Source organism: Burkholderia sp. Ac-20344 (assembly GCF_017104975.1).
GTDB lineage: Bacteria > Pseudomonadota > Gammaproteobacteria > Burkholderiales > Burkholderiaceae > Burkholderia.
The window spans coordinates 23,397-49,985 of sequence record NZ_JAAGPP010000059.1 but is presented as its reverse complement, the minus strand read 5'-3'; the positions used below and the strand labels follow the sequence as shown (position 1 = coordinate 49,985).

The window sequence follows — 26,589 nt, the reverse complement described above, 5'->3', positions numbered from 1 at the left end:
CGATGAGCCGAGTGCGCCGCCGATGAAATAGCACACCATGTACACCGTGTTGACGCGGCTGCGCGCCTCGGGCTTCAGCGCATAGATGCGCGACTGGTTCGAGATCTGCGCGGCCTGCACACCGACGTCCAGCACGATCACGCCGATCACGAGCCCGACGAGGCTCGAGCCCGACAGCACGAAGATCACGAACGACAGCGCGAGCAGCGCGATCGCGAGCGAGATGATCGCGCGCGGGCCGCGCGTGTCGGCGAAGCGGCCCGCGTACGGTGCCGCGAGTGCGCCCGCCGCGCCGACGATCCCGAACAGGCCGGCGGCCTGCGGGCCGAGATGGAACGGCGCGCCGGCGAGCAGCAGCGTGAGCACGGGCCAGAACGCGCTGAATGCCGCGAACAGCGCGGCGCCCGTCAGCGACGCTTCGCGTAGCCCGCGCAATTCGACCGCCAGATGCCACATCGAGCCGAGCAGCTTGCCGTACGACAGCGTCGACGTCGGCGAGCTGCGCGGCAGCCGCAGCACGATCACGGCGGCGAGTGCGACGAGCGCCGCGACCGACGCGGCGAATACCGCGCGCCAGCCGAAATACTCGGCGACGAAGCCGGCGGCCGTACGCGCGAGCAGGATACCGAGCAGCAGGCCGCTCATCACGGTGCCGACTGCATGCCCGCGTTCGGCCGGCGGCGCGATCTCGGCGGCGAACGGCACGGCCTGTTGCGCGATCGTCGCGAGCACGCCGATCGCGAGGCTCGCGACGGCGAGCACGGCCAGCGACGGCGCGGCGGCCGCGACGATCAGCGCGATCGACAGGCCGGCGATCTGCATCAGGATCAGCCCGCGGCGGTCGAAGCGGTCGCCGAGCGGCGCGAGCAGGAACATGCCGGCCGCATAGCCGAGCTGCGTCGCGGTCGGCACCGCGCCGATCCACGAAGCGCCGTCGGGAAAGGCCGAGCGGAAGCTGTCGAGCAGCGGCTGGTTGTAGTAGATGTTCGCGACGGACACGCCCGCGATCGTCGCGAGCAGCAACAGCAGGCTGCGCGAATAGTGGGGCGAGGCGGCGTCGGTCGGACGGTCGGTGGAGGCGGTGGACATGGCTGCGCGGACGGAGTGGGGCGGCGCGGCGCGCGGCGCACGCGTCGGGTGCGCAGGCGGCCAAGGCGCCGGTCGAGGTTGCCGATCATACCGGAGCGACGTGAATCCTGCCGGACGGGGGGGCAGATCGGCAAAACCGGCAAAACTGGCTCAACCGGCCGGCTGCCGCCCGCCATCGTGCGTTCCGGATCCCGTCAGTCGACCAGCTCACCCGTCGGTTCATAGAACGGATAAGGCCCCGCGCCTTCCTCGACATACACGTGATGCGACGTCATCCCCGTATCGGGCGCATAGCGATGGATCGCGAACGCCGGCGGTTCGAGCCGGAATGCGGAGGGCGCGTCGGTGCGCAGGTCGAATGCGACCTGATGCGCGGGCGACGGCACCGCGGCTGCGAGCGTGCCGCCGAAGCGCGTGAACATCGTGCGGTGCACGTGGCCGCACAGCACGCGCTCGACGTTCGGGTGGCCGCGCAGCAGCGCGTCGAGTTTCGCGGAAGCGGCGGGCGCGAGGCGCAGCTTGTCCATGTGGCCGATTCCCGACGCGAACGGCGGGTGATGCAGCGCGACGATCACGGGCCGGTCGCGCGCGGCGTCGAGTTGCGCGGCGAGCCACGCGAGCCGTGCGTCGCATAGGTCGCCGTAGCTGGCGCCCGGCACCTGCGAATCGAGTGCGAGCACGCGCACCGTGCCGACGTCGAGCGCGTACTGCACGAATTCGCCGTCCTGCAGCTCGGCGCGATCGGCGAACGCGCGGCGCAGCCCGGCGCGGTCGTCGTGATTGCCGATCATCAGGTAGTACGGAATCTCGAGCGGCGCGAGCAGCCCGCGCAGGTTGCCGTACTCTTCATCGTGGCCGAAGTCGGTCAGGTCGCCGGTGACGAGCACCGCATCGGGGCGCGGCACGAGCGCGTTCAACCTGGCGACGCAGCGTGCGAGCGCGGCCGCGGTGTCGACGCGCCGGTACGCGAGCTGGCCCGGACGCTTGATGTGGAGATCGCTGATTTGAGCAAGCAGCATCGTCGTTCCTCGGAATCGTCTGGTTGTTGTGGCGGCGGTGTCGTGCGCCGCGGTGAGGTGCTGAATAAATGATGCCCGAATGACGGATTACGCGCCGAGCGCGATCAGGCCTTTCGGCGCGATCTCGACGCCGACCGCCGTCCCGCGTGCGAGCGCGATGCGGCCCGGTACGTCGATCACGAGCGCGTCGGGGGCCGCGTGCTCGATCGTGAGCCGCGTGCGCTCGCCGAGGAATGCGCACGCACTGACCGCGCCGCGCAGCGGCGCATGGTCGGGATCGGCGAGTTGCGCATCCTCGGGACGGAAGAACCACTCGTCGGCGGCGTGCGGCGTGGCGATCGCGCCGCCCGTGGTCACCAGCGTGCCGTCGCGCCATTGCCCGGCGAGCCGGTTCAGCGTGCCGATGAACTGCGCGACCGTGCGGTTCGCCGGATGGTAGTAGATGTCGCGCGGCGTGCCGATCTGCTCGATGCGGCCCGCGCCCATCACGACGATCCGGTCGCCGAGCTCCATCGCTTCGGCCTGGTCGTGCGTCACGTAGACCGTCGTCACGCCGAGTTCGCGCAGCAGCGCATTCATTTCGCGCCGCAGCGTGTCGCGCAGCTTCGCGTCGAGCGCGGTCAGCGGCTCGTCGAGCAGCAGCACGCGCGGCCGCACCGCCAGCGCACGGGCCAGCGCGACGCGCTGGCGCTGGCCGCCCGACAGCTGATCGATCGGCTTGTCCGCATGCGCGTCGAGCCGCATCATCGCGAGCAGCTCGTCGACGCGCTCGCGCAGCGCGCGCGGCTCGGTCTTGCGGATCTTCAGCCCGTAGCCGACGTTGCCGCGCACCGTCAGGTTCGGAAACAGCGCGTAGTTCTGGAACACCATGCCGACCTGCCGGCGCTCGATCGGCAGCGCGGTCACGTCGTCATTGCCGAACGCGATCGTGCCGCCGGCGTCCGGCGTGTCGAGGCCAGCGATCAGGCGCAGGGTCGTGGTCTTGCCGCAGCCCGACGGCCCGAGCAGCACGAGCGTTTCGCCCGCGCCGATCGACAGGTCGAGCGGTTCGAGCACGCGTGTGCCGCGGAACGTCTTTGCGCAGCGGGTCAGGGTGATGGGAGTGGAATCGAGTTTCATGTCTGCGAGAAATTCAGCGCAGGCGCTTCTTGAGCGCGCGCGTGCCGGACGGATCGACGCCGAGCCACTGCATCGCGACAAGCAGCGGCAGCGTCATCAGCAGGAACAGGATCGTGTACGCGCTGCCGACTTCGAGGCGCAGCGACGCATAGGTATCGGCGAGCCCGACCGGCAGCGTCTTGGTGTCGGGCGTATGCAGCATCCACGTGAGGTTGAATTCGCCGATCGACAGCGTGAGCACCGCGAGCGCGCCTGCCACGATGCCGGGGCGCAGGTTCGGCAGCACGATCGTGACGAAACGCGTGACGAACGACGCGCCGAGGCTCGCCGCGCCTTCCTCGAGCGTGCGCAGGTCGGCGCCGGCCGCGACGGCCGCAACCGCGCGCACCATGAACGGCAGCGTGAACACGACGTGGCCGGCGACGATGAACCACAGGCTCATCCGGAACGCGGTGAAGCCGCCGTACACGACCAGCAGCGCGAGCGCCGAAGCCAGCCCCGGCAGCGCGACCGGCAGCACGAGCGCTTCCTCGATCGCACGCGCGACGCGGCTCTTGCTGCGCGCGAGCGCATAGCCGGCCGGTACGCCGGTGACGAGCACGATCGCGAGCGTCGCGAATGCCACGTAGAGCGACAGCGCGACCGAGCCGTGATACTGCTGCCACACCTGTTCGAGCCAGCGCAGCGTGAGGCCGCTCGACAGGCCGCGGAAGTAGTTGACGGTCAGCCCCGCGAGCACGGACATCACGACGGGTACGATCAGGAACGCGCACAGCAGCAGCGTGACGCCCCATTGAAGCGCGGCGATCGCGCGCGCACCCGTGACGCGCGGCGCGCGGCGGGCGACGACGTTCGCCTGCGCGGGAGCGGGTGCCGGCGACGGCGCGGAAGAGCCGGAAAGCGATTGCATGCAGGAATCCTCAGGCCGCGGCGGCGGCGGTGTGGCCGGTGAAGCGGCGCGCGAGCGCAAGCACGGCCCAGGTGACGATGCCGAGCACGATCGACAGGCCGGCCGCCGTCGCGATGTTCGCGTTCAGCGTGAACTCGGTATAGATCGTCATCGGCAGCACGTTCAGGTCGGTGGCGAGCGTGAACGCGGTGCCGAACGCGCCCATCGCGGTCGCGAAGCAGATCGCGCCGGCCGCGATCAGGCCCGGCGCGAGCGCGGGCAGCACGATGTCGGCGAAGATGCGCCACGGCGATGCGCCGAGCGAACGCGCGGCTTCCTCGAGCGACGCGTCGAGCTTCGACGCGGCCGCGATCACGGTAACGATCACGCGCGGAATCGAGAAGTACAGGTAGCCGATGAACAGCCCGGCGACCGAATAGGCGAATACCCACTTGTCGCCGGTGAGCTTCGCGGACAGCATCCCGATCAGCCCCTGTCGCCCGGCGAGCATGATCACCATGAAGCCGACGACGACGCCCGGGAACGCGAGCGGGAACGTGAGCAGCGCGAGCAGCACGCGCTTGCCTGCGAATTCGCGGCGCGCGAGCAGGAGGCCCGAGATCGTCGACAGCGCGAGCGTCGCGAGCGTGACGCCCGCGGACAGCGCGACGGTCTCGCCGAGGCTCTTCATATAGCGTGCATTGCCGAGCAGGGCCGCGTAGTGCGAGAAGAACGCGCCGTCGGCGGACACCTGCACGAGCGCCGCCATCGGCAGCAGCCAGAAGGCGGCGAACATCGCGAGCGCCGGCGCGACGAGCGCGACGCGCCAGCGCAGCGGGAAAGTCAGGTCGAGCATCGATGATGTCCGGCCGCTTACTGCATGACCTGCAGGTATTGCTGGCCGAACGCCTGCTGACCGGCCGCCATCTTGCCGAAGTCGACCGATTTCGCGCGCGCGTATTCGCTCGCCGGCAGGAACTTCGACGCGATGTCGGCGCCGAGTGCCAGCGCGCGCACCGGACGCAGGTACGCGTTGGCCCACAGCTTCTGGCCTTCGTCGGACAGCACGAAGTCGAGCACCTTCTTGCCGTTCGCGTCGTGCGGTGCGCCCTTCACGAGACTCATCACGTACGGCACCGCGATCGTGCCTTCCTTCGGAATCACGAACTCGACGTTCGCGTTGTCCTTGTACTTCGCGCGATACGCATCGAAGTCGTAATCGAGCAGGATCGGAATCTCGCCGGACAGCACGCGCGCATACGCGGTCTGCTTCGGCACGATCGGCGCGTTCGACTTCAGCTTCCTGAACCAGTCGAGCGCCGGCTTGAAGTTGTCGAGGCTGCCGCCGAGCGCCTGGTTCACGGCGACCGCGCCCGCATAGCCGACGAACGCGCTCGACGGATCGAGATAGCCGACCATGCCCTTGTATTCGGGCTTCAGCAGATCGGCCCACGAGCGCGGCACCGGCTTGCCGTCGAGCGCATCCTTGTTCACGAAGAAGCCGAGCGTGCCCGAGTGGATCGCGAACCAGTAGCCTTGCGGGTCCTTCAGGTTCGCGGGAATGTCGTTCCAGTGCGCGGGCTTGTACGGCGCGATCACGCCCTTGTCCTTCGCCTGGAACGCCGACGACACGCCGAGATAGACGACGTCGGCAACCGGGCTCTTCTGTTCGGCGATCAACTGCGCGATCGCCTGGCCCGAGTTCTTGTTGTCGAACGGCACGCGGATGCCGGTCTTCTGCTTGATCGCCGCGATCTGCGCGGCCCAGTCGGCCCATTCGGGCGGGCAGTTGTAGCAGATCGCCGTTTCGTCGGCGTGGGCGGCGGGCGCGCCGGCGATGAGCGCGGCGCAGGCGAGCGGCGCGGCAAGCGCACGCAGCAGCGAGGTCAGGCGAAAGGACACGGTAGGTCTCCGGGCGAGGGTGAGGCGCTGGTGTGGTGTGGTGGTGTGCGGGGTCGTGCTGCGCGCGTTCAGGCCTTGCGCAATTGCAGGTCGGTGGCCGGCGGGGCGACCGTCGCGCCGTCGCGCACCGCGTGCGGCAGGATCAGCGACGTGCGTTCGATCGCTGCGCCGCCGATGCATTCGACGAGACGCTGCCATGCGTGGCGGCCGATGTCGCGGTTCGGCGTCGCGACGCTCGCGAGCGGCGGCGCGAGCAGCTCGCCGATCGCGATCCCGTCGAAGCCGAGCACCGACAGGTCGTCCGGGATCGAGAAGCCCGCGCGGCGCAGGCCGCGCATCACGACCATCGCGAGCAGGTCGTTGCTGCAGAAGAGGGCGGTCGGGCGCGTCGCGTGCGCGGTGAGATGCGCGAGCACCGCGTCGGGCAGCTCGGGCGCGTTGAAGTCGACTTCGACCGGCGGCAGCGTGGCGACGCCGCTTTCCTCGAGTGCCTGCGCATAGCCGAGATGGCGCTGGCGCGCACGATCCGATGCAGCGAGCGAGCCGGCCAGCATCAGCACGCGGCGGTGACCGCGCGCGGTCAGCAGGCGCACGCCGTCGTAGGCGGCGCTGCGGTTGTCGACCGATACCGACGGCCGGCGCTGCGTGTCGTTGTGCATCAGTACGTAGTGCGGGCCGTCGTGGTCGAGCATGTCGAGCAGCGGGTGCGTGTCCGCGTCGGCGACGGTGAGGATCAGCCCTTCGACGCGCTGCTCGCGCAGCGTCTCGATCGCGTGACGCTCGCGCGCCGCGTCGTATTCGGTCGTCATCAGGATCAGCTTGAAGCCGGCCGCGGTCGCGAGCTCGTCGATGCCTTGCAGGCAGTCGGCGAACACGGGGTTCTGCAACGTCGGCACGACGACGCCGACGAGCCGCGTGCGTTCGCCGCGCAATTGCCGGCCGAGCGGGCTCGGGCGGAACTGCAGCGTGTCGATCGCGATGCGGATGGTTTGCAGCGTGGCCGGGCTGACGGTATGCGGTGCGTTGATCGCGCGCGAGACGGTGGCGATCGAGAAGCCCGCGAGGGCAGCGACGTCCTTGATGGTCGAGGTCATGAAATAACGCGATGTAAACGTTTTCGGCGGGGAAATTATCGAAAACGTTTGTGACTTCGCGATGACGCAGACGACGCTTGTTTCGCAAAAAGCACGACACAAACGTCTGACGGATAGGGGGGCGGACGACGCGGACTCGATTGTATCGGGGATGTTGCGGCGCGGGACGAAATCGTTGGCGGCGGCGTGCCGGCGCCGATTACGAGGGATGATTCCGAGGCAGCGATGGGGGCGTGTCGCGATGCGGCGCCGCAGAATAAGGGAGCGCATGTGCAAGCAATGGTAGAATCGCGTCCGCCCTCTTGCCGGGGTGATGAAATTGGTAAACATAGCGGACTTAAACGATTGAGTGCCCGCCCGGAAACGGTCGGTGCAGAACCCTTCAAATTCGGCGAAACCCCTGATGCGCGCATCGAGGCAACGCCGAGCCAAGCCTCGCGGGACCCGCGAGGAAGGTGTAGAGACTAGACGGGGGGCGCCTAAGGCGCACGGGCAGCAGGCACGCCCGCGCGCGATGGTGAAGGCATAGTCCAGCGCACGAACGGCATCGCGCCCGCGACGCCGGCTTTGAAAGAAGCAGTGTGACGAAAATCCGCCGCCTTAACTGGCTTGCCGGTTCGAGTCCGGTCCCCGGCACCAAAAAGCATTCCGACGAGAATCGGTAAAGTTCATAAACCCGCGACAGCGTTAGGCTTCGCGGGTTTTTCTTTTCCGACTTCGCACGGTGCTGGGTGGCGACAGCCGGGGCGACATTGGGGGCAATCCCCCATCGTTCCCTGCCGACGACACGAAGTGGTCGCCATGCCGCCGAACGTCTCGCCCGATTCCCGCAAATCCGCCGTGATTTTGCGGTAACCGTAGACGCCGCCGCGCGTCAGCCATTGATGCTCGATCTGACCCGGCAGCCGGTCGTCCTCGTGCTTGCACGCACAGCCCGACTGACGCTGGCAAACGGAATAGCCGCTGCGATGAACGCCGAGCACTCGGCTCGGCTCAATGAATAAAAAACGCTGGCCGGTGAACTGGCCAGCAAAATGGTCCTGGCGATCCGAGGTTGATGTGTGCCAGAACCGCTGGTACTGAACGGTGTACGTGTGCAGACAGACGGGCGTGTCAAACGATCGGTATGACGATCCCGACGCACCGTCGAACTTATGCCGCTCGGTGCGTCGGAGTGGGGGATTCGACACGCTGACGAGCATGAGATCCGTATCCTTGCGCGTGCTTCGAGGCGGGTTTGGCATTGCAGTAGCGATTCAGTGCGGCTTGCACCACCCGTCCCGAAAATCGGGGCTTTTACGGCTCGAGCTCGCACAACAATCTGTGATCGCAGTTTAGGCTGAGCTAGCGGATTCGGCCAGAAGTGCACTCACGCTCGGAAACTCGAAGGCATCGTCGGGCTTCGGTACTTCCCATGCTGCGATCATCGCGTCAGTCGGAAGATAGTCAGGATCGGCCGACGCGACCCCGGCCCACACGCCGCGAGACACCTGTTTGCCGTGGAGATAGAAGTGCAGCTCCTGGCCGGCGCGGTCGCAAGTACACCTGATTCTCTCCACCGATTGGTCCAATCCTCTGATCCGTGCGAGTTGGTTGCGATCCAGCTCGAACATGGCACGCATCACCCCGTCGCAATCGCCAATGCCGATCATGTTGCTGTCATCGGTTAACGTCCACGTCGGATGCGGCGTGCCTAAGCGCAGCATAAAAAAATCTGCGGATTCTGAACCAACCATAATGTTTCTCCTGCAAAAATACGTCGCTCTACTAACTGAGGCTTAATAAAAACTCACGCTCATCCAATCCAGGTCTCCTCGCCGTACCCGGATGCTCGCGTGGACGTACCCCAATGCCTCGCAATGGGCGGGCGCAACATTGAAACACCCTGCGCCCGTAGCTTCCGAAGCACCTACACGCTTGCCTGACGAGTCACGGTTTCTGCGGCGATACTGTCCGAACCGGAAAGTCTCACCGCAACAGCAGCTGCCGCCGTGCTCCCGTAGACATTGAGGGCGGTTCTCCCCATGTCGAAAAAGGCGTCAACGCCCAAAAGCAGCAGCACTGCATCGGCCGGCAACCCGATCGACGTCAGCACGATGGTGATGGCGACGATCGCCCCGGAGGGCACGTTGGCTGCTCCGTCGATGGTGATGATCGTCAAAATCAAAATCGTAATTGCCAGCGGCCAAGACCAGGCAAGGTGATATGCGTCGGCCAGATAGCCGACCGCAAGGGCCGTGTAGAGGACCGCGCCGTCGCGATTGAAAATATATGCCAGAGGCAAAATCGTGGACGCCACGCCATAGGGAACGCCCAATTCAACCAACTTCTTCAGGTGCAACGGGTAGGTAATTTCAGACGAACGCGTCGTGAAACCAAGGATCAGTGGTTCCTTCACCTTCCTGAGCACTGCGAGAGGCGACTGACCGGCGAGGCGAATGACGGTGGTGAGTACAACTGCCAGAACCGCCATGCCGAGATATGCCACGCCCAGAAGCTTGATCAGCGAGTGCACGCCGCTAAAGCCCTTGGCTGACAGCAGTTGCGCGATTGCGGCGAAGATCGCGAGCGGAGACCATGCGATCACCCACTGGGTCATCTTGAACAGTCCCGACAGCAGCGCCTCGAAAACGGCGATCGCAGGCTCGGCACGCTCCGGGGCGGCCGCCAATGCTGCGCCGAAAATGACGCCGAAAACGAGCACCGGCAGAGAATTCCCCGCAGAGAGTGCAGCGACGATGTTTGCGGGGATCAAATCAACGAGAAATTTCGTCCAGTCGATGCTGGACGCGAGCGCTGTGGGCAGCGATCCAGAGTGAATCATGCTCGCATCGTGACCCGGTCGAAATACGAAGTTGAGCAGCAGGCCGAGCGACGCAGCCAGGCCAGTCATCAAAACGAAGAAGGCGATACTGGACAGTGCGACCTTCCCAAGCCGCTCGCGAAGTCGGCCCGCACGAAAGACGCCAACCGTGACCGACAGGAAGATCAACGGCATGACGACCATCTTGATCGCGTGGCCGAACATCGTGCTTAGAAAGCCTAGCTTCGCGGCAAAGCCCGGGGCAAACATGCCGCAAGCGACGCCCAGGACAAGTCCGCCAAGCATTTGCATCGGGAGGGAAGGCCCCTTATTTTTCGTGTTCATGCCGTGCCTTTAGTAGTTTTATCCGTGCCGGCGTACCGTCAACGATGTGATTCCACATATGCTGACGTGCGAGCTCGCCGTTGTTCGCTTCGATTGCGTGAAAGATGTGCAGGTGTTCGATGGTGCCGCGCCGAACGGTTTCAGCGTCGCCACGCGGGAGTTCATTCAGGGCTAAGGTTTGGGCCCGCAACAGACCATACGCCGATGAGATTCGCACGTTTCTTGCGGCTTCAAACAACGCTTGATGAAATACCCAGCCGACACGTTGCTCGAGCATGATGTCCGAGATGTCTCGGTCAATCAGTTCCTGCATTTTCTCTGCCGCGTCGCGCAGGCCTGCCGTTACGCCCGACCTGGCTGCAAGAAACGCTGCCGTACTCTCGAGGGCCAGCCGCATTTCGAAAATCTCGCGGAGATCGCTCGTAGTCGGAGATGCGACATAGGTCCCACTCTTTTCGATCACGATGACCAGCCCTTCGGACTCAAGTAAATGCAATGCGCTGCGCACGGGCATTTGGCCGAAGCCAAGTTCGTCCGACAAGCCTCGGTGGGATACTTTCTGCCCGGGCGCAAGGCGGCCGTCAAAGATCCTCGATCGGATCGCGTCGTAGGCAAGCTCTGCATCTGTCGAGACTTTCGACGTCATCTGTGATCGCAGTTAGCGTATGATTTAAAGAGAAGTAACTGATAGGAAATTACCCTTACTGGTAACGCCCGGCAACTGTTAATTTTGCGAGTCGGTATGCCGAGAGTGAACCGGAAGAAAATCTTCGTCACGAAGAGAGCTGATAATTATATGATTTCACACGACGTGCGCTTTACCATCTGTGCCGTCCGCGCGGAAGAAACCTATCCCCTCAGGGCCGCAATCTTGATGGCAGGAGACGAGGAGGGGAGCGCTCTGCACGGCGACCTCGCCCCAACGACCATGCACTTTGCCGTTCGCGATAATGAAAGTATTGTTGCCGTGGCGTCAGTGTGTAAAGAAGGGCAATCCGGCGTTTCGAACGCTGAAGCCTGGCGCATTCGCGGCATGGCCGTCCATCCATCGGTACGTGGTTTAGGATTCGGACGCCTTCTGGCCAATCTCTCCATTCGCTATGTCCGCGAACAGCGTGGAACGCTGCTCTGGTGCACGGCGCGCGAATCGGCATACCAGTTCTACGAAATGCTCGGCTTTAATCGCGACGCGATACCGATTTCAATGCATGGTCGCGACGACATGAAATTCTATCTGATGCAGCGCCAGATCGAGTGGCGTGAAGATTGATCTCCCTCGCCTTGGCAAGCCGACCGATAACGCGAAGAACGAATCCTTCAACGGACGCTTACGGGAGGAATGCCTCAACGCGCATGGGTTCTTGTCGCTGGAGAATGCCAGACGCAAAATCGAGGTCTGGCGCGAGTGCTATAACGAGTCACGTCCTCACCCCGCATTGCAGTGGATGACACCGGCGGAATTCTCCCGCCGGTGCACCGATTGGACCGATTCGGCCCGCCCCGAAGAGCCGGAATTTTCCAATCACGACCAAGACCGGGACGGAAAGTGGCCCAGCCTCCGGTGCGGGAGTGGGGGGTTAGAAGCGATGCAACATGCCCATGCGATAAACCATCTGATTGGGCCCTGACGACGGGCCGGCCGAGGCGTCCACAATCTGTGCTTCGTCGAAGCTGGTTCCGGTATGCGCGCTGACGACATGCTGCCAGGCGCCTTGCAGATATAGCGACGTGCGCTTGCTCAAGTCATAGTCGAGCATCAGCCCGATCTGGTGCCACTTCGGCATATATTGGGTATCGGACGCGTACAAGTGCGCCATCGTAAAAGTGTATGCCGCTCCCAACCAGAGCGTGTGGGTGAAGTAGTACTGCGCGTTGAGCTCGAAGTTGTCGAATTTCCACGCATTCCACGTCGCGCCATTTTGCAGGGTCGTGTTGTCCATCCAGGCATTGCCGATGGGGTTATAGACATCGACATGTGACCACGCCGCGCCGACCAGGACGTGGGTAAACTGGTACGACGCCGCGACACCGATGTCCTGTTGCGACGACCCGTTGAAGAGGTCGCCACTGTTCACCGCGCCGCCTGACGCGAGCCCGGGGCCATTGAGCTTTAGATAGGACGCAGCCGCAGTCAGGTTGCCATTCTGGTAGTTCAGCGTCGCTCCCCAGACACGATTGTTCGAGAATCCGCCGGGCTGATTGCTGAAACCGAACATCGCTTCGGCGGTGAGCCCCCGATATGTCGGGGTCACATACTTGACGGCATTGTTGACACGGAAGTCCCAGTCCGTATTGTCATTGTCGAATGGGTGGGTATTGATGTCGCCCGCCCAATTGCCGGCTGCCGTGATACCCCCGAAACCGAGAGAATCGACACTGGTATCGTATTGGCGGCCGAGCGTGAGCGTGCCGTACTTTGGCGACGACAGACCCACGAACGCCTGACGGCCAAACATGCTGGAATCCTGGCCTAGCTTGCCGCTGTTCACGTTGAAGCCATTTTCGAGTTGAAAGATGGCCTTGTCTCCACCGCCGAGATCTTCGCTGCCTTTTAAACCCCATCGGCTGCCAAAGGTATCTCCGCTCGACATTTGCCACGCGGTGTGCCCGTTGGTATTGCTCGTGAAGTTGAGTCCTTCGTCAATTAGCCCGTATAGCGTCACGCTCTGTTGTGCGTGTGCCGAAACGGAGATCAGGAGCGCCGGTGCCCATGCGAACCAGGGCAGCTTCATCGTTTGACGTTTCATTTAGTTCCTCTGATGGTGTGTAGTCAGAACTGGATGGATTGACTTCGGCGTTGTCCAGAAAATGAAATCGTAGCGGACGAGGCAGTGTAGGCAGAGGGAAATAAGGTTGCCGCAGCGAGCATGGGAATACAGTCTTTCAGTATTCGAAAGTGTTATGCGTCGACGGGCAACGCGAGGAAAGGCGGGGTGCTTGTGAGCTTCGTGTCCATCAAACACTTTCAATGTGTTGTTTTATGTTTTCCTCCGGTTGACGCGGGAATTTTATTCCCGTGCACCGAAGGTTCGGACAAGAACGTGTGGCGCAACGGCAGCGCTTGCTATCGACGATTGTGTCTGGTTACCTGAAAGGCGGGCCGGGATCTCACCGGCAGAGCCGGAACGGACGCCGTGCGTTGATGTGCTTGGGCAGCGACATCGGGCATTGGGAGGGGCCTGTAGACGCGTTGTATCCAACATCGCGATGCGCGCGTACGTGGCGCTCGAGCACTGCAAGATCGAGGCGATGCCTGAAGCCGCAATGAAATGTCTGGCGTTGATCGCAGAGACGGCCAGGGGTGTGGATTCGTGTTTAAGTCAAGAATCGGTTCAGCGTCAAGCGAGAGTATGCGAATGCGGTCTGACCTTAAAAAGGTGCGCGTAGCCATGAGGCTCGCGCACAAAGTCGGAGATCGGTTGCCGGTACGGGCTCAGTTGCCGTTCGAAGCGACGGTCTTGGCCGCGCCTGCGCAATCCTGCTGATACTTCTGCATCAGGCGCGCCTGCGCCGAATCGATATCGTCGGGATAGCTGCTCTCGTCTCCGGACGACGGGTTGTAGCCGACGGACTCCAGCTCGTTCAGTTCGTTGACGAGCTGTCGGTGGGAAACCTGGCCGTTCGTGTGCACGAACGGATAGTCATGGCATTGCGCCGACGTGAGCTTCGTCTCGGCATGTGCGGAGACGCTCAATACGAGTAGGGCGGCGCAGGCGAGGTAACGGACGGGATGATTCATCTTCGACTCCTGGATAGCGTTGGGAGGGGCCGTGCCGCAGGATGCCTGCGTCGGCCACAAGACGCAGGTTAGGGACCGCGCACTATCGAAACGGCAGCACGATGATGAAACATGTTTTAGGGAGCCCGGGCCGGAGCACGCACCCGATGCCGAATGCATTGAAAGTTAAAGAATCCTTCATACCCGTGTTGTCGGATGGTTAGGGGCAGTGGCGTATCGTCGAATGACGGATCAATCGATATCGCGCACCGCACCGCACGGCGCGCGCTGGAGTAACGCAATGAACTCAGCAGTCCGGATGGTGTCGCTCGTTGCGCTGGTGTGCTTGTCGCTGCCAGCGTTCGCTAAGGTGCAAGGAACGGGGCTGGCGATAGCCGATGTGACGCTCGCCCACGCGAAAGCCGAGCGCAGGGATCGTGCGGCCGATGCCGCACGTGACGTCGCATCGCATCGCGTGGACAGACCGGGTACGCAAACGCACCAGGGCTGATTGAACGGAGCGTCGTCGTTCTCGGTATGGGGGCGATCGCAGCGGCCAGCGTGTTCCCAAGGCGGCAGTGCTGCGGGCGCGTTGCCGGCGCCCGCCGTCATAGCGCGCCGGTCAGACCGATCACGGCCGGGCCTCGCAGTCGCCGTATGTGAAACTTTCTTCATGAAGTCGACGCGCAAGATTTACGCGCGCGCATGTAGTCTTCATTCGAGCGAGTTCGACTGTCGGATGTCGAGGCGCATGGATCCCTGCGATGAAGACGAGAATCGTATATGGCATTATCAGCTATCCAAAGTAACACGCCGGCCTTGGCGAACACGCTGGCCGAGGACGGTGCGGCCATGGCGAACGTACTCACGATCGAAGACGACGAAATCACCGCGAACGAAATAGTGCGTTATTTGCAAGGTCGTGGCTACACGGTCGAATGGGTGGCGAACGGGCGCGACGGCATGGTCCGCGCGCTCGGCAACGAGTTCGACGTGATCACGCTCGACCGGATGCTGCCGGTCGTCGACGGTCTCACGATCCTGACCACGATGCGCAGCGTCGGCGTACGCACGCCCGTGCTGATGCTGAGTGCGCTCGGCGATGTCGACGAGCGGGTTCGCGGCCTGCGCGCGGGCGGCGATGACTACCTGACCAAACCGTTCGATCCCGAGGAAATGGCTGCGCGCCTCGAGGTGCTGCTGCGCCGGAGCCAGGGCGTGCCGGCCGCGGCCGACACGACGTTGGTCGTCGGTTCCCTCAAACTCGACCTGATCTCGCGCAAGGTGTTTCGCGACGGCGAAGAAATCGTGTTGTTGCCGACCGAATACCGTGTTCTCGAATACATGATGCGCAATGCCGGACAGACCATCACGCGCACGATGTTGTTCGAGGCCGTCTGGGGCTATCACTTCGATCCAGGCACGAACCTGATCGAAGTGCACATGGGCCGGTTGCGCAAGAAAATCGATCCGCCCGATGCGAATCAGATGATCCAGACAGTACGGGGTGCAGGGTATCGTCTTGGCTGAGTCGGCTATCGTGGCGTCCTTGGCGGATCACGTCCAGCCGGCACCGCAGCGACGCTGGTACTCCAGTACGTTTCGGCTCGTGTCGGTTTATGCCCTCACGTTCTCCGTGTCGGTCATGCTGCTGCTCGGTTTCATCGCATCGGTGATCACACACGGCATGGAGCGGGAAACCGACACGGTGATCCATTGGCAGATGCTCTACTTCGATTCGATACAGGACGGCCAGCTTCCCGCGGCGATTCGGCACCGGATCGAGCATGAACGGATGCATGCCAACTATTACGGACTCTTTACCGAAGACGGCCGGCATATTGCGGGCGACGTGCTGGCGCTACCCGCCGACATGCGATCGGACCGCAGCGGTGCGACGCTCGATCACACGATGCCGATCGCGGGCGACCAGGTGCCGCCGGTCGTCCGCGCGATGGCCGAGCGACGTGCAAACGGTGACGTGCTGGTGCTCGGACGCGACCTCACGCATATCCTGCGGATCCGCGCGGGGATCATCCAGGCGCTGGTTGGCGGCGGGCTGCTCTGTCTTGGCGCGGGTGTCGTGGGCGGCTTGATCCTCAGCGTGCGGCAAATGCGGCGCCTGAAGGAAGTCCGGCGCGTCACGCAGCGTATTGCGCAGGGTGACCTCGGACAGCGGCTGCCGGTCGGCGGACACGACGAGATTGATCTGCTATCCCATCTCGTCAACCATATGCTCGAGGAGATCGAGCGCCTGATGAACGAGGTAAAGGGGGTCTGCGATGGCATCGCGCATGACCTGCGGACACCACTCGCGCACGTGCACACGCTGCTCGCGCAGGCAGCGCAGCGCGCGGAAGGGCTCGACGATGTCGCGCTGGCGAGTCTCGTCGCGCGTGCGCGCAACGAGACCGACGTGTTGCTCAGTCGGTTTCGGGCGATGCTGCGTATCGCCGAAATCGGCTCGCTGCAGCGGCGCGGCGGATTTGCGGAACTCGCGCTGGAGGACCTGGTTTCGGATGTCGGGCAGTTGTTCGAACCACTTGCGGACAGCCGCGCGATCCACTTCGTGCAGTCCGTCAATCCGGCCGGGCGGATACACGGCGACCGCGCGCTATTGTTCGAGGCGCTCAGCAACCTGCTCGACAATGCGCTCAAGTACACGACGTCGGGCGGTACCGTACGCCTGGAACTTCATGACACGCTGTCCGGTCCGCGTATCGACGTGATCGACAACGGCCCGGGCATCGAAGCAAACGAACGCGAGGCTGTGCTGCAGCATCGCTACCGCAGCCACCGCACCGGGCACCTCGCCGGTGCGGGACTCGGGCTGAGCATCGTGTCGACGGTCGTCAACGTGCACGACTTCACGCTGCGCATCGGTAGTGCCGAGCCCGGGACGCGCGTGACGATCGAATGCTGGCGGAGATCGCTGGGATGACGATCGTCCGCAGGCACATGGCCGTGTATGTCGACTCCCGCCGTGGGGCAGGCTGACGATGCGCGTCCTCCTCGTGGCCTCGCCGCATCCTGAGGCGTCGTGGCTGTACAAGGCGTTACAGGAGAGTGGGTACAGCCTGCAGCGTACCGACGATCTGCGCGATGGCCTGTTCCTCGCGTCGCAGGAAGCGTTCGACGCGATCTTTGTCACCGCGTTCGAACTTGGCGGCGATAGCGAACTGATCGCGATGTTGCCGCGCTTCGTTGCGGACGGTAACGGCGCGGCGCTGGTGGCGCTGATTGGCCAGTCGTCGGCAAGCGAACGCATTCGCGTGCTGCGCGCGGGCGCCGATGTGTGTTTCGGCGCGCCGTATTCGTTCATCGAACTGCACGAGAGGCTGCAGGCATTGCAGCGATTGTCCGGGCCGCGCGAGGTCGAAGCGGTGGAGTCCACCTTCGACACGCTCGCGCGCGAGCTCAAGGACGGCAAGCTGCGGCTGGCGGTCACGCGCCGCGAATACTTGTTGCTCGAGTGCCTGATGCGTCATCCGAACGCGCCGGTGCCGCGCGATCAGTTGATCCGTTATGTATGGCAGGACAAGGAGGACGTCGATCCGTCGAGCGTCAGTCTCGTGGTATCGAGGCTGCGCCGCAAGCTTGCGCGGCATCTGCCCGGCGTGCGGATCGAGACAGTGAGCCGTTACGGTTATCAGGTGACATTGCCGGACGCATGACCGTGCAGGTGCGGCTCGCACCGGGCCGCGGAGACGAAGGGCAGCCTGCCGGCGGCAGCGCTGCCCTTCGTGCGTTTACGAGCCGAAGAACGGCACGCAGAAATCGGTCGGGCCGACGCAATCGCCGGGGCCGTTGGGTCGCGCAGCGGCGCAGCCGGACAGCATGACGCCGGCGGCGAGCGCGACGAGCGCAAGACGGGCGGAACGGGCGAGCAAGGGGCAAAGCTTCATGAATGGCGGGCGATTCGGTGAAAGGGAGGCGTCGCCGCGGACGGCGCGGGCGGCGTGAGCCGGGCACCGCGCCTGGCCGCAGGGCGGCGCGCATCAATGCGAATAGAGCGTCGAGTTCAGGTACTTGAGCTGCCCGTCCTGTTCGGCATGTACGAGCTCGGCATAGACCTCGGCACGCGTCTTCTCGTGCATCGCCTGGCCGTACGGCGCCACCCACTGGCCAGCAGCCTGCGTGCCGGGCACGCCGTCCTTGGTGGCGGCCGGGGACATCTGCATCGGCTGGCCGCTAGCCTGCGCAAGCGCGGGAACGGACAGTGTGCCGATGGCGGCGAGCATGGCGGCGGCGACGATGTTGGCGGTTTTCATTTTCGGAATCCTCATGATGTTTGACGGGAGTCATCCCCGGCGCGGCGTGTCGATGCCGTGCATCGGGTTGAGGACAAGCATAGAGGACGGGGGCTAGCGGATCGGCATACGCAACGTGAAAAGAAATTCATGCGCGGGCGGAGCTTCTGCGTCGACATGAAGCTGGTGCATCGAGAACATGAAGCGGGTTTCATTTTTCAGGCCGTTTTGATAACGGCGCTGTCATGCCCGCTGCCTAAATTGTGCGCCATCGCATCGCGGACGGACCGGCCATCCCACAACGGCCGGCGATGCGAGAAGACCGATCCACTCTAGCGAAACCATCATGAAGAAATATCTGGCAATCCCGGCGGCGATCGCTTGCCTGCTTGCGGGCGCGGCCCACGCGCAAAGCAGCGTCACGCTGTACGGCACGATCGACGCGGGCCTGGACTACATCAGCAACCAGAAATCGTCGGCCGGTGCGGGCCCGGTCTATGGCGTCCAGAGCGGCAACGTCAGCACGTCGCGCTGGGGGCTGCGCGGCAACGAGGATCTCGGCGGCGGCCTGGCTGCCGTGTTCACGCTCGAGAACGGCTTCAACGTCGCGAACGGGAAGCTCGGCAACGGCGGCGACGAGTTCGGCCGCCAGGCGTGGGTTGGCCTGTCGAGTCGGCAATGGGGCACGGTAACGCTCGGCCGCCAGTACGATTTCCTGGTCGACTTCGTCGCGCCGCTGTCGGCGACGGGCTCGGGATTCGGCGGCAACATCGCCGATCACCCGTACGACAACGACAACCTGGCGAACGATACGCGGATGAACAACGCGGTGAAATTCCGCAGCGCGGACTACGGCGGCTTCTCGTTCGGCGGCACCTACGGTTTTAGCAACCAGGGCGGCGGGGCCGGCAACAACAACGCGTACAGCGTCGGCGCGCAATATGTGAATGGCCCGGTCGATCTCGCCGTTGCGTACCTGCAGTCGAACCAGCCTGGCGGCGTGAACAAGCCGCAGAACACCGGTGGTTCGCTGAGCAGTTCGGATGGCGATGCGATGCTGGTCGGCGGCCGCTGGCGCACGTTCGGCGCTGGTGCGCACTATGCGTTCGACCATGCGACGGTTGGTTTCGTCTATACGAGAACGATTCTGAACGATCCGCGCGAACTGTCGCAAGGCGGCGCGTACGGGAACGTAAACGGCCAGTTGCTGACGTTCAGCAACTACGAGTTGAATGCCCGCTATTTCCTGACGCCAGCCTTCTCGCTGGGTGGCTCGTATACGTTCACGCAGGGTCGTTTCGACGATGCGGGCCGCAACATCGCGCCGAAGTGGAACCAGTTCATGCTGCAGGCCGACTATGCGCTGTCGCGTCGCACCGATCTCTATCTCGAAGGCGTGTACCAGCACGTGACGGGTGCGGACGGTGTCGCAGTGCTCGGCAATGCCGGGATCTTCAATCTGGCCGCGTCGGGCAACGATCGCCAGGCCGTGGTCGCGGCCGGCATTCGTCACAAGTTCTGAGTGCGCCGGACCCACGTAAAAAAGCGGCACCCGTCATCGCGACGGGTGCCTTGAAATGCGACACACCTCCCGCGCGTCGCAAGGGATTCAGGTCGTGGAACGGGCCGGCGTCGCGGTGGGCGCTTGCATACCGGGGGTGGCTTCCTCTGTCGACCACCCACCGCCCAACGCGGCGATCAACTCCACCGCCGCCAGCTGCCGGCGCGTGTCCAGCTCCAGCATCGCGACCTTCGTATTGAGCTCGGTAGTCTGCGCGGTCACCACGTCGAGATAGCTGACGACGCCGTCCCGATAGCGCGACATCGACAACTGCAGCGTGCGCTCGGCCGCATCGAGCGCCTCCTGCTCGCGAGCGGCTTCGTCGCCGAGGTGATGCGTGAGCGCGAGGTTGTCCTCGACCTGCTGGCACGCGGCGAGCACGACCGCGCGATATTGCGCGCCGTTCTCGGCCAGTTTTGCGTGCGCCTGGTCGGTGAGCGCCTGGCGGCGGCGGCCGTCGAACAGCGTAAACGCGAGGCTGGGCCCGATCGACCAGATCTCGTTCGGCGCACTGAGCCAGTGGCCGAGGCCCGAGCTCTGGTATCCGCCGATCAGCCCGAGCGTGATGTCGGGGAAGAACGCCGCGCGCGCCACGCCGATCTTCGCGTTGGCGGACGCCATGCGGCGCTCGGCGGCCGCGACGTCGGGGCGCCGCTGCAGCAGCGTGGCGGGAAGGCCGGTGGGGATCGTCGGCAGATAGGCGACGTTCAGGTCAGGCGTCAGCGAGAACGACGACGCCGGCACGCCCGTGAGCGTCGCGATCGAGTGCTCGTAGAGCGCGCGCCGCGCCCGCACGTCCTCGGCCGACGCGCGGGCCGAATCGAGCTGTGTCTGCGCGCGCGAGACGTCGAGATCGGAGGCGATGCCGCCCGCGTGCCGGCTCATCGTCAGCTGCAGCGCGCGCTGGTAGGTGTCGATCGTGTCGGCCAGCAGTTGTTGCTGCTGGTCGAGCCCGCGCAGGTTGAAGTACGCGTTCGCAAGGCTGGCCTGCAGGCTCAGTTGCACCGACGCGAGATCGTCGGCGCTGGCCTGCGCGTCGGCACGCCCGGCCGCGACTTCGTTGCGGACTTTCCCCCACAGATCGAGGTCGTAGTCGAAGCCGGCGTCGAGCGTGTCGTTGCCATAGACGTTCGGCTGGTTCGAGCCGCGCAGCGGCCGCGTGGCCGATTGCCGGTTGCTCGAGACCTGCGCGCCGAGTCCGATGGTCGGGAACAGCCCCGAGCGCGCCTGATCGAACAGCGCAGCCGCTTCGTCATGGCGGGCCACGGCGGCGGCCACGTCGGGGTTGGCCGCGGCCACCTGCGCTTCGAGCCGGTCGAGCACCGGATCGTGGAATGCCTTCCACCAGCCGTCGCGCGCGATGCGGTCGGCCGGCTTCGCGGCCTGCCAGCCGCCCGCTTCCTTGAAGCTGGCCGGCAGCGCAGTCTGCGGCGCGTGATAGGTGGGCGCGAACGAGCACGCGGAGAGGAACGCGGCGCCGGCGAGCAGCGCGCAGAGCCGAAGCCGGTTAGCCATTCGTACGCTCCGTGTCGCGCATGGCCGATGCGACGGTGCGGGCCGGCGCCGCGAGCCTGACCGGGTCGCCCGCGGCCAGCGAGTCGGGCGGGTTGTCGATCACGCGATCGTCCGGCGCGAGGCCGGTCGCGATCTGCACGTGCGTGCCGAGGTCGGTCGCGACCGTCACGGGCTTGAACACCGCGCGATTGTCCTTGCCGACTACGGCGACCTGCAGGCCGGCCTGCCGGAAGATCAGCGAGCTGGCCGGAATCGTCAGCACGTGGCTGCTGCCGGCCGGCAGCGCGAAGTGCACTTCGGTGTATTCGCCCGGAATCAGCTTGCCGTCGCGGTTGTCGACCATCAGCTGCACGAGCAGCGTGCCGGTCGAATCGGCGATCGAGTCGTCGGTGTCGGCGAGCGCCGCGTGGAAGGTCTCGCCCGGATGCTCGGGCACGGTCAGCGTGGCCGTCATGCCGGGGCGGATCGCGCCCGCCTCGTTCTGCGGCACGCTCACGTACACGCGCATCTGGTGCACGTCGGACACGGCGAACAGCTCCGGGCCCGTGCCGCCGCCGGCCGAGATCAACTGGCCGATATCGGTCTTGCGTGCGGTGACGACGCCGTCGAACGGCGCGACGATGCGCTTGAACGTCTCCAGTGCGTCGAGGCGCCGCACGTTGGCCTCGTTGGCCGCGACGATCGCCTGCTTGGCGGCGAGGTCGCTGGTCTTCTCGTCGGTTTCCTGCTGCGACACCGAATCCTGCGCGAGCATCTTGGTCCAGCGCGCGGCCGTGGAAGCGGCCAGCTTCTCGTTGGCGAGCGAGCTCTGCAGGTCGGCTCGCGCCTGCTGCAGTTGCTGGTCGAGCTCGGGCGTGTCGATCAACCCGAGCAGCTGGCCCGATTTCACGTGTGTGCCGATATCGGTGTACCACGCATGCAGGTAGCCCGACACCTGAGCGTGGATCGGCGCACTCTCGAACGCGGACAGGTGGCCGGGCAGTGTCAGCGTGGCGCCGTCGGCGCCGGTCGACGGCGTGTACGCGACCACGGTCGGCACGGCCTGCTCGGCCGACCACGTGGTCATTTCCTGTTTCGCGTGCGCGCGGCCGACGATGCCGGTCGTCACGATGCCGACCGCGATCAGCGCGGCGATCGTGGCGACGAGCTTGAGGTTGGGCAGCCGTTTCGGCGATTTGATATCGATCTCAGTGGACATGGGAAGCTCCGGACGCGGAAGGGGAGGAAGCGCGGGAAGCGTCGTGCTTCAGCGCGTCGCGCCGATGCACGAGGCTGAACACGACGGGAACGAAGAACAACGTCGCGATCGTCGCGCACGCGAGGCCGCCGATCACGGCGCGACCGAGCGGCGCGTTCTGTTCGCCGCCATCGCCGAGGCCGAGCGCCATCGGCGCCATGCCGATGATCATCGCGAGCGCCGTCATCAGCACCGGGCGGAAGCGCGTGAAGCCGGCTTCGAGCGCGGACGCGAGCGCGTTGCCGGTTTCGGCCAGGCGTTCGCGCGCGAAACTGACGACGAGGATCGAGTTCGCGGTGGCCACACCCATGCACAGGATCGCGCCGGTCAGTGCCGGCACCGACAGCGGCGTGTGCGTGGTGAACAGCATCCAGACGATGCCGGCCAGTGCCGCCGGCAGCGCCGAGATGATCACGAACGCGTCGGCCCACGAATGGAAGTTCACGACGATCAGCAGATAGATCAGCACGATCGCGCCGACGAGGCCGAGCAGCAGGCCGGCGAACGCGCCGTTCATGGTCTGCACCTGGCCGCGCAGCGTGACGGTGGAGCCCTTGGGCAGATCCTTCGCAGTGGCCTTGACGATGTTGCCGATGTCGGCCGCGACTGCCCCGAGGTCGCGCCCCTGGGTGGTCGCGTAGATATCGAACAGCGGCTCGATGTTGTAGTGCGACACCACCGCGTTGCCGACGCCGCGCGTGATCGTCGCAAGACCTCCGAGCAGCTGCGACTGGCCGCTGGCGCCGGTGACCGGCAGGTTCTGCAGTGCAGACAGCGTGGTCATCTTGTACTGCGGCGTTTGCGCGACGATCGGATAGGACACGCCGTTGCGCGGGTTGAGCCAGTAGGTCGGGTCGACCTGGCTCGTGCCGGCCAGCGTCGCGACCACCGAGTTCGTCACGTCCTGCTCGGTGATGCCGAGCAGGTCGGCGCGAGTGCGATCGACCGCGATCGTGAACTGCGGGTAGGTGGTGGCTTGCTGGATCCGCGGGTCGGCGACGCCGGCGATCAGGCGCAGCTTGCGGTACAGCTCATGCGCATAAGCCAGATTCGCGTGCTGGTCGGGGCCGGCCACCTGCAGGTCGACCGGGGCCGGTGCGCCGAAGTTGAGGATCTGGCTGACGATGTCGGCGGGCAGGAACGAGAAGGTGGTGCCGGGATAGGCGCGCGGCAGCAGTTCGCGCAGCTTGCGTACGTAATCGGCGGTCGGCGCGTGATCGCGCGACAGCGAAATCAGGATGTCGCCGTCCTGCGGTCCGAGGGTGCCGCTGCTGTTGTAGGTCAGGTTGATCCCGCTGTTGGGCAAGCCGATGTTGTCGATGACTTCGCGCAATTGCGCGGGCGGTATCGAGCTACGGATCGTGTTCTCGATCCGGTCGAATTCGGCGGCGGTTTCCTCGACGCGCGTGCCGACCGGCGCGCGCACGTGTAGCGAGATCTCGCCCGAGTCGATGGCCGGGAAGAAGTTGCGGCCCAGCCACGGTACCAGCACGAACGACGCGGCCACGACGCACAGGAATGCCGCGACGAATGGCTTGCGGCGCGTGAGCGCGAGGCCCAGCAGGATCCGGTATGCGGCGCGCACGGCTTCGAAGCGGCGTTCGAACGCGCGCTGGAAGCGCACCAGCGGATTGCGCGACGGCGGAACGTCGTGCGCGCCGGTATGACCCGAGTGCGGATCCATGATCGCCGCCAGCTCGCCCGAAGCGTGGCCGGCTGACGCGTGCGGCTTGAGCAGGTATTGCGCGAGCATCGGCACGAACGTGCGCGACAGCACGAACGACGACATCATCGAGAAGATCACGGCCTTGGCCATCGGCACGAACAGAAAGCGCGAGATGCCGTCGAGCATCAGCATGGGCACGAATACGATGCAGATGCACATCAGCGACACCAGTGCCGGCATCACGATCTGTTTTGCGCCGTCGACGATCGCCGTACGCGTGTCCTTGCCCTGTTCGAGGTGCCAGTTCACGTTCTCGATCGTCACCGTCGCATCGTCCACGAGAATCCCGACCGCGAGCGCGAGACCGCCGAGCGTCATCACGTTGAGCGTTTCGCCGGTGGCCGCGAGCAGCGCGATCGCGCAGAGCACGGCCAGCGGAATCGACGCCGCGATGATCAGCGTCGAGCGCCACGAGCCGAGGAACAGCAGGATCATCAGCGAGGTCAGCGCAGCGGCGATGACGCCCTCGCGCGCCACGCCGCTGACGGCGCCCTTCACGAAGGTCGACTGGTCGCCCATCGTGACGAGCTTCAGCCCCGGCGGCAGCGTTTGCTCGATCAGCGGCAGCTTGGCCTTCACGCCCGCGATAATGTCGAGCGTCGACGACGAGCCGTTCTTCAGGATGCTCATCAGCACGGCCCGGTGGCCGTCCACGCGCACGATGTTGCTCTGCGGCGGGAAGCCGTCGCGCACGTGCGCCACGTCGCGAATCGTGATGGTCGTACCGTCGACCGACTTGATCGGCAGGTCGTTCAGCGCGTCGAGCGCGAGCGGGCTGTTGTTGAGCTTGATGTTGTATTCGAAACGGCCGATCTTCTGCGTGCCGGCCGGAATGATCTGGTTCTGCTGCGCGAGCGCGTGCGCGACATCCTGCGCCGACAGCCCCTTCGACTGGAGCGCCTGCGGGTCGATGTCGATCTGCACTTCGCGCGTCTTGCCGCCGTATGGCGTCGGAATCGCGACGCCGGGTACCGACAGCAACTGCGGTCGAATGAAGTTGACCGCGTAGTCCCCCAGCTTCTGTTCGTCGAGCGTGTTGCTGGTCAGTGCGATCTGCAGCACGGGCACGGTCGACGCGTTGTAGTTGAGGATTTGCGGCGGCGTGGTGCCGGGCGGCATCTGCTTGAGCACGGTCTGCGAGATCGACGTGACCTGCGCGGTAGCCGTGCGGATGTCGACGGTCGGCTGGAAGAAGATCTTCACGATGCCGTAGCCGCGGAACGATTGCGACTCGATATGCTGGACGTCGTTTACGGTCGTGCCGAGCGTACGCTCGTAGTATGTGATCACGCGTCCGGACATGTCGTCCGGCTGCAGGCCGGCGTAGTTCCAGACGACGCTGATCACCGGAATGCGGATGTCCGGAAAGATGTCGATGGGCGTTCTGACGGCCGCGAGCGGACCTGCAATGAGGATCAGCAGCGCCAGCACGACGAACGTATAGGGCCGGGTGAGCGCGAGCCGGACAATTTTCAGCATGGGATGCTGCTCCGTTCAAAAGCGGTCGTGAAGAAGAATCGGCCGGGCGCGGCTTCGGGAAAACACCGACGCGCAGCCGATGACCGCATTCTGCGGAGTGGCCCCTAACAGCCAATCGCAAAAATAATGAAACAAGTTTTAGGTGGCGGCGGCCGGATTCAGTCGAGCATGTAGCCGGAGCCGCGGATCGTGCGGATCAGCGGCTCGGCGCCGGGCCGGTTCACTTTCTTGCGCAGGCGGCCGATGTGCACGTCGATCAGATTGGTGCCGGGATCGTAGCGGCAGCCCCATACGGCTTCGAAGATCATCGTGCGCGTGAGTACGCGCCCGGCGTGGCGCATCATGAATTCGAGCACGCGCCATTCGGTCGGCAGCAACGCGAGCTCGCGTCCGCCGAGCGCGACGCGTCGCCGCACCAGGTCGAGTTCGAGCTCGCCCGCGCGCAGCACCGTCTCGACCCGCGGGCCGCGCGGCCTTCGGCGGATCAGTACGTCGATGCGCGCGCACATCTCGTCGAGCGAGAACGGCTTGACGAGATAGTCGTCGCCCCCCGCGCGCAGCCCCTGGATGCGCTGGTCGACATCGGACATCGCGCTCATCACGAGTACCGGCGTCTCCAGGCCGATGCCGCGCATCGTCGCGAGGATCGTGAGGCCGTCGAGGTCCGGCAACATGCGATCGAGCGTGACGACGTCGTAGTCCGAGCTCATCGCCTTGGCCATACCGTCGCGGCCGGTGCGTGCGGCGTCGATCTGGTGGCCTGCGGCACGCAGCGTGTGTGCAATGTGATCCGCGATCAGCGGATCGTCTTCGATCATCAGGATGTGTGCCATGGAGGGAGTG

The 26,589-nt window shown here is 64.9% G+C and carries 25 protein-coding genes and 1 pseudogene; 7 read left to right on the top strand and 19 right to left on the bottom strand.

All coding sequences use genetic code 11. The annotated features are described in order from the left end of the window. From G3N64_RS19375 to G3N64_RS19325, 11 genes are all read right to left on the bottom strand, one after another. Positions 1–1,089: MFS transporter (locus G3N64_RS19375; protein WP_205785379.1), on the bottom strand; the 1,089-nt coding region annotated here is incomplete at its 3' end. Positions 1,090–1,283: 194 nt separating this feature from the next. Next, positions 1,284–2,108 (bottom strand): phosphodiesterase, encoded by an 825-nt coding sequence (locus G3N64_RS19370; RefSeq protein ID WP_205785378.1) that lies wholly within the window; start codon positions 2,106–2,108, stop codon positions 1,284–1,286. A gap of 87 nt (positions 2,109–2,195) precedes the next feature. Next, positions 2,196–3,227 (bottom strand): ABC transporter ATP-binding protein, encoded by a 1,032-nt coding sequence (locus tag G3N64_RS19365; RefSeq protein ID WP_205785377.1) that lies wholly within the window; start codon positions 3,225–3,227, stop codon positions 2,196–2,198. Positions 3,228–3,240: 13 nt separating this feature from the next. Further along, a complete protein-coding gene (locus G3N64_RS19360; protein WP_205785376.1) occupies positions 3,241–4,137 on the bottom strand; it encodes an ABC transporter permease subunit in 897 nt (298 codons plus the stop codon). A gap of 10 nt (positions 4,138–4,147) precedes the next feature. Beyond that, complete coding sequence (locus G3N64_RS19355; RefSeq protein ID WP_205785375.1) at positions 4,148–4,972, bottom strand: ABC transporter permease; 825 nt, start codon at positions 4,970–4,972, stop codon at positions 4,148–4,150. A 17-nt stretch (positions 4,973–4,989) separates the two neighbouring features. After that, complete coding sequence (locus G3N64_RS19350) at positions 4,990–6,018, bottom strand: ABC transporter substrate-binding protein (protein WP_205785374.1); 1,029 nt, start codon at positions 6,016–6,018, stop codon at positions 4,990–4,992. A 68-nt stretch (positions 6,019–6,086) separates the two neighbouring features. Next, positions 6,087–7,112 carry a substrate-binding domain-containing protein gene (locus tag G3N64_RS19345; protein ID WP_205785373.1) on the bottom strand — a complete coding sequence of 342 codons (1,026 nt, stop codon included), beginning with the start codon at positions 7,110–7,112 and terminating at the stop codon, positions 6,087–6,089. Between the two features lie 668 nt (positions 7,113–7,780). Then, positions 7,781–8,314, bottom strand: a complete 534-nt coding sequence (locus tag G3N64_RS39800; RefSeq protein WP_241021101.1) for a hypothetical protein — start codon at positions 8,312–8,314, stop codon at positions 7,781–7,783. A gap of 132 nt (positions 8,315–8,446) precedes the next feature. Continuing rightward, positions 8,447–8,848, bottom strand: a complete 402-nt coding sequence (locus G3N64_RS19335; protein WP_205785372.1) for a hypothetical protein — start codon at positions 8,846–8,848, stop codon at positions 8,447–8,449. A 173-nt stretch (positions 8,849–9,021) separates the two neighbouring features. Continuing rightward, positions 9,022–10,260, bottom strand: coding sequence for a dicarboxylate/amino acid:cation symporter (locus G3N64_RS19330; RefSeq protein ID WP_205785371.1), 1,239 nt, complete (start codon positions 10,258–10,260; stop codon positions 9,022–9,024). After that, entirely contained in the window at positions 10,244–10,906 is a 663-nt protein-coding gene (locus tag G3N64_RS19325) for a GntR family transcriptional regulator (protein WP_205785370.1), read from the bottom strand. Before G3N64_RS19325 ends, G3N64_RS19330 begins: the two co-directional genes overlap by 17 nt. Before the next feature lie 150 nt (positions 10,907–11,056). Here G3N64_RS19325 and G3N64_RS19320 point away from each other — a divergent pair, with 150 nt between their 5' ends. Together G3N64_RS19320 and G3N64_RS19315 are read left to right on the top strand one after the other, a co-directional pair. Beyond that, positions 11,057–11,530: a GNAT family N-acetyltransferase gene (locus G3N64_RS19320; protein WP_205785381.1), complete on the top strand. Its 474-nt coding sequence runs from the start codon at positions 11,057–11,059 to the stop codon at positions 11,528–11,530. Beyond that, a pseudogene (locus G3N64_RS19315) lies at positions 11,514–11,732 on the top strand (transposase); the annotation flags it as partial. The gene G3N64_RS19320 and the pseudogene G3N64_RS19315, both read left to right, overlap by 17 nt. Positions 11,733–11,837: 105 nt before the next feature. Here G3N64_RS19315 and G3N64_RS19310 read toward each other — a convergent pair. Continuing rightward, positions 11,838–13,007 (bottom strand): porin, encoded by a 1,170-nt coding sequence (locus G3N64_RS19310; RefSeq protein ID WP_205785369.1) that lies wholly within the window; start codon positions 13,005–13,007, stop codon positions 11,838–11,840. 686 nt (positions 13,008–13,693) lie between these two features. Next, positions 13,694–13,999 (bottom strand): DUF4148 domain-containing protein, encoded by a 306-nt coding sequence (locus tag G3N64_RS19305; RefSeq protein ID WP_205785368.1) that lies wholly within the window; start codon positions 13,997–13,999, stop codon positions 13,694–13,696. 280 nt (positions 14,000–14,279) lie between these two features. On the opposite strand from G3N64_RS19305, the gene G3N64_RS19300 reads away from it, so the two are divergent. The 4 genes from G3N64_RS19300 (at position 14,280) to G3N64_RS19285 (ending at position 17,652) form a co-directional block, all read left to right on the top strand. After that, positions 14,280–14,489 (top strand): hypothetical protein, encoded by a 210-nt coding sequence (locus G3N64_RS19300; RefSeq protein ID WP_205785367.1) that lies wholly within the window; start codon positions 14,280–14,282, stop codon positions 14,487–14,489. A gap of 341 nt (positions 14,490–14,830) precedes the next feature. After that, positions 14,831–15,508 (top strand): response regulator transcription factor, encoded by a 678-nt coding sequence (locus tag G3N64_RS19295; RefSeq protein ID WP_241021099.1) that lies wholly within the window; start codon positions 14,831–14,833, stop codon positions 15,506–15,508. A 79-nt stretch (positions 15,509–15,587) separates the two neighbouring features. Beyond that, positions 15,588–16,919 (top strand): HAMP domain-containing sensor histidine kinase, encoded by a 1,332-nt coding sequence (locus G3N64_RS19290; RefSeq protein WP_205785365.1) that lies wholly within the window; start codon positions 15,588–15,590, stop codon positions 16,917–16,919. A 58-nt stretch (positions 16,920–16,977) separates the two neighbouring features. Continuing rightward, positions 16,978–17,652 (top strand): response regulator transcription factor, encoded by a 675-nt coding sequence (locus G3N64_RS19285; RefSeq protein ID WP_205785364.1) that lies wholly within the window; start codon positions 16,978–16,980, stop codon positions 17,650–17,652. Between the two features lie 75 nt (positions 17,653–17,727). Here the strand turns inward: G3N64_RS19285 and G3N64_RS19280 are convergent, their stop codons facing one another. Together G3N64_RS19280 and G3N64_RS19275 are read right to left on the bottom strand one after the other, a co-directional pair. Beyond that, positions 17,728–17,868, bottom strand: a complete 141-nt coding sequence (locus G3N64_RS19280) for a hypothetical protein (protein WP_205785382.1) — start codon at positions 17,866–17,868, stop codon at positions 17,728–17,730. A gap of 108 nt (positions 17,869–17,976) precedes the next feature. After that, positions 17,977–18,249: a DUF4148 domain-containing protein gene (locus G3N64_RS19275; RefSeq protein WP_205785363.1), complete on the bottom strand. Its 273-nt coding sequence runs from the start codon at positions 18,247–18,249 to the stop codon at positions 17,977–17,979. 325 nt (positions 18,250–18,574) lie between these two features. On the opposite strand from G3N64_RS19275, the gene G3N64_RS19270 reads away from it, so the two are divergent. Then, positions 18,575–19,750, top strand: a complete 1,176-nt coding sequence (locus G3N64_RS19270; RefSeq protein ID WP_205785362.1) for a porin — start codon at positions 18,575–18,577, stop codon at positions 19,748–19,750. A gap of 87 nt (positions 19,751–19,837) precedes the next feature. Here G3N64_RS19270 and G3N64_RS19265 read toward each other — a convergent pair whose 3' ends face one another. The 4 genes from G3N64_RS19265 to G3N64_RS19250 form a co-directional block, all read right to left on the bottom strand. Further along, positions 19,838–21,304: an efflux transporter outer membrane subunit gene (locus tag G3N64_RS19265; protein ID WP_205785361.1), complete on the bottom strand. Its 1,467-nt coding sequence runs from the start codon at positions 21,302–21,304 to the stop codon at positions 19,838–19,840. After that, positions 21,297–22,502: an efflux RND transporter periplasmic adaptor subunit gene (locus tag G3N64_RS19260; protein WP_205785360.1), complete on the bottom strand. Its 1,206-nt coding sequence runs from the start codon at positions 22,500–22,502 to the stop codon at positions 21,297–21,299. Before G3N64_RS19260 ends, G3N64_RS19265 begins: the two co-directional genes overlap by 8 nt. Continuing rightward, positions 22,492–25,746 (bottom strand): efflux RND transporter permease subunit, encoded by a 3,255-nt coding sequence (locus G3N64_RS19255; protein WP_205785359.1) that lies wholly within the window; start codon positions 25,744–25,746, stop codon positions 22,492–22,494. The genes G3N64_RS19260 and G3N64_RS19255 overlap by 11 nt, the downstream gene beginning before the upstream one ends. A gap of 158 nt (positions 25,747–25,904) precedes the next feature. Continuing rightward, positions 25,905–26,579, bottom strand: coding sequence for a response regulator transcription factor (locus G3N64_RS19250; protein WP_205785358.1), 675 nt, complete (start codon positions 26,577–26,579; stop codon positions 25,905–25,907). Between the last annotated feature and the right edge of the window lie 10 nt (positions 26,580–26,589).

Coding starts and splice junctions, on each gene's coding strand:
- G3N64_RS19250 (WP_205785358.1), bottom strand. CDS start 26,579: ATGGCACACATCCTGATGATCGAAGACGATCCGCTGATCGCGGATCAC.
- G3N64_RS19285 (WP_205785364.1), top strand. CDS start 16,978: ATGCGCGTCCTCCTCGTGGCCTCGCCGCATCCTGAGGCGTCGTGGCTG.
- G3N64_RS19265 (WP_205785361.1), bottom strand. CDS start 21,304: ATGGCTAACCGGCTTCGGCTCTGCGCGCTGCTCGCCGGCGCCGCGTTC.
- G3N64_RS19300 (WP_205785367.1), top strand. CDS start 14,280: ATGAACTCAGCAGTCCGGATGGTGTCGCTCGTTGCGCTGGTGTGCTTG.
- G3N64_RS19355 (WP_205785375.1), bottom strand. CDS start 4,972: ATGCTCGACCTGACTTTCCCGCTGCGCTGGCGCGTCGCGCTCGTCGCG.
- G3N64_RS19335 (WP_205785372.1), bottom strand. CDS start 8,848: ATGGTTGGTTCAGAATCCGCAGATTTTTTTATGCTGCGCTTAGGCACG.
- G3N64_RS19320 (WP_205785381.1), top strand. CDS start 11,057: ATGATTTCACACGACGTGCGCTTTACCATCTGTGCCGTCCGCGCGGAA.
- G3N64_RS19370 (WP_205785378.1), bottom strand. CDS start 2,108: ATGCTGCTTGCTCAAATCAGCGATCTCCACATCAAGCGTCCGGGCCAG.
- G3N64_RS19345 (WP_205785373.1), bottom strand. CDS start 7,112: ATGACCTCGACCATCAAGGACGTCGCTGCCCTCGCGGGCTTCTCGATC.
- G3N64_RS19360 (WP_205785376.1), bottom strand. CDS start 4,137: ATGCAATCGCTTTCCGGCTCTTCCGCGCCGTCGCCGGCACCCGCTCCC.
- G3N64_RS19365 (WP_205785377.1), bottom strand. CDS start 3,227: ATGAAACTCGATTCCACTCCCATCACCCTGACCCGCTGCGCAAAGACG.
- G3N64_RS19295 (WP_241021099.1), top strand. CDS start 14,831: ATGGCGAACGTACTCACGATCGAAGACGACGAAATCACCGCGAACGAA.
- G3N64_RS39800 (WP_241021101.1), bottom strand. CDS start 8,314: ATGCTCGTCAGCGTGTCGAATCCCCCACTCCGACGCACCGAGCGGCAT.
- G3N64_RS19255 (WP_205785359.1), bottom strand. CDS start 25,746: ATGCTGAAAATTGTCCGGCTCGCGCTCACCCGGCCCTATACGTTCGTC.
- G3N64_RS19305 (WP_205785368.1), bottom strand. CDS start 13,999: ATGAATCATCCCGTCCGTTACCTCGCCTGCGCCGCCCTACTCGTATTG.
- G3N64_RS19310 (WP_205785369.1), bottom strand. CDS start 13,007: ATGAAACGTCAAACGATGAAGCTGCCCTGGTTCGCATGGGCACCGGCG.
- G3N64_RS19325 (WP_205785370.1), bottom strand. CDS start 10,906: ATGACGTCGAAAGTCTCGACAGATGCAGAGCTTGCCTACGACGCGATC.
- G3N64_RS19330 (WP_205785371.1), bottom strand. CDS start 10,260: ATGAACACGAAAAATAAGGGGCCTTCCCTCCCGATGCAAATGCTTGGC.
- G3N64_RS19260 (WP_205785360.1), bottom strand. CDS start 22,502: ATGTCCACTGAGATCGATATCAAATCGCCGAAACGGCTGCCCAACCTC.
- G3N64_RS19275 (WP_205785363.1), bottom strand. CDS start 18,249: ATGAAAACCGCCAACATCGTCGCCGCCGCCATGCTCGCCGCCATCGGC.
- G3N64_RS19270 (WP_205785362.1), top strand. CDS start 18,575: ATGAAGAAATATCTGGCAATCCCGGCGGCGATCGCTTGCCTGCTTGCG.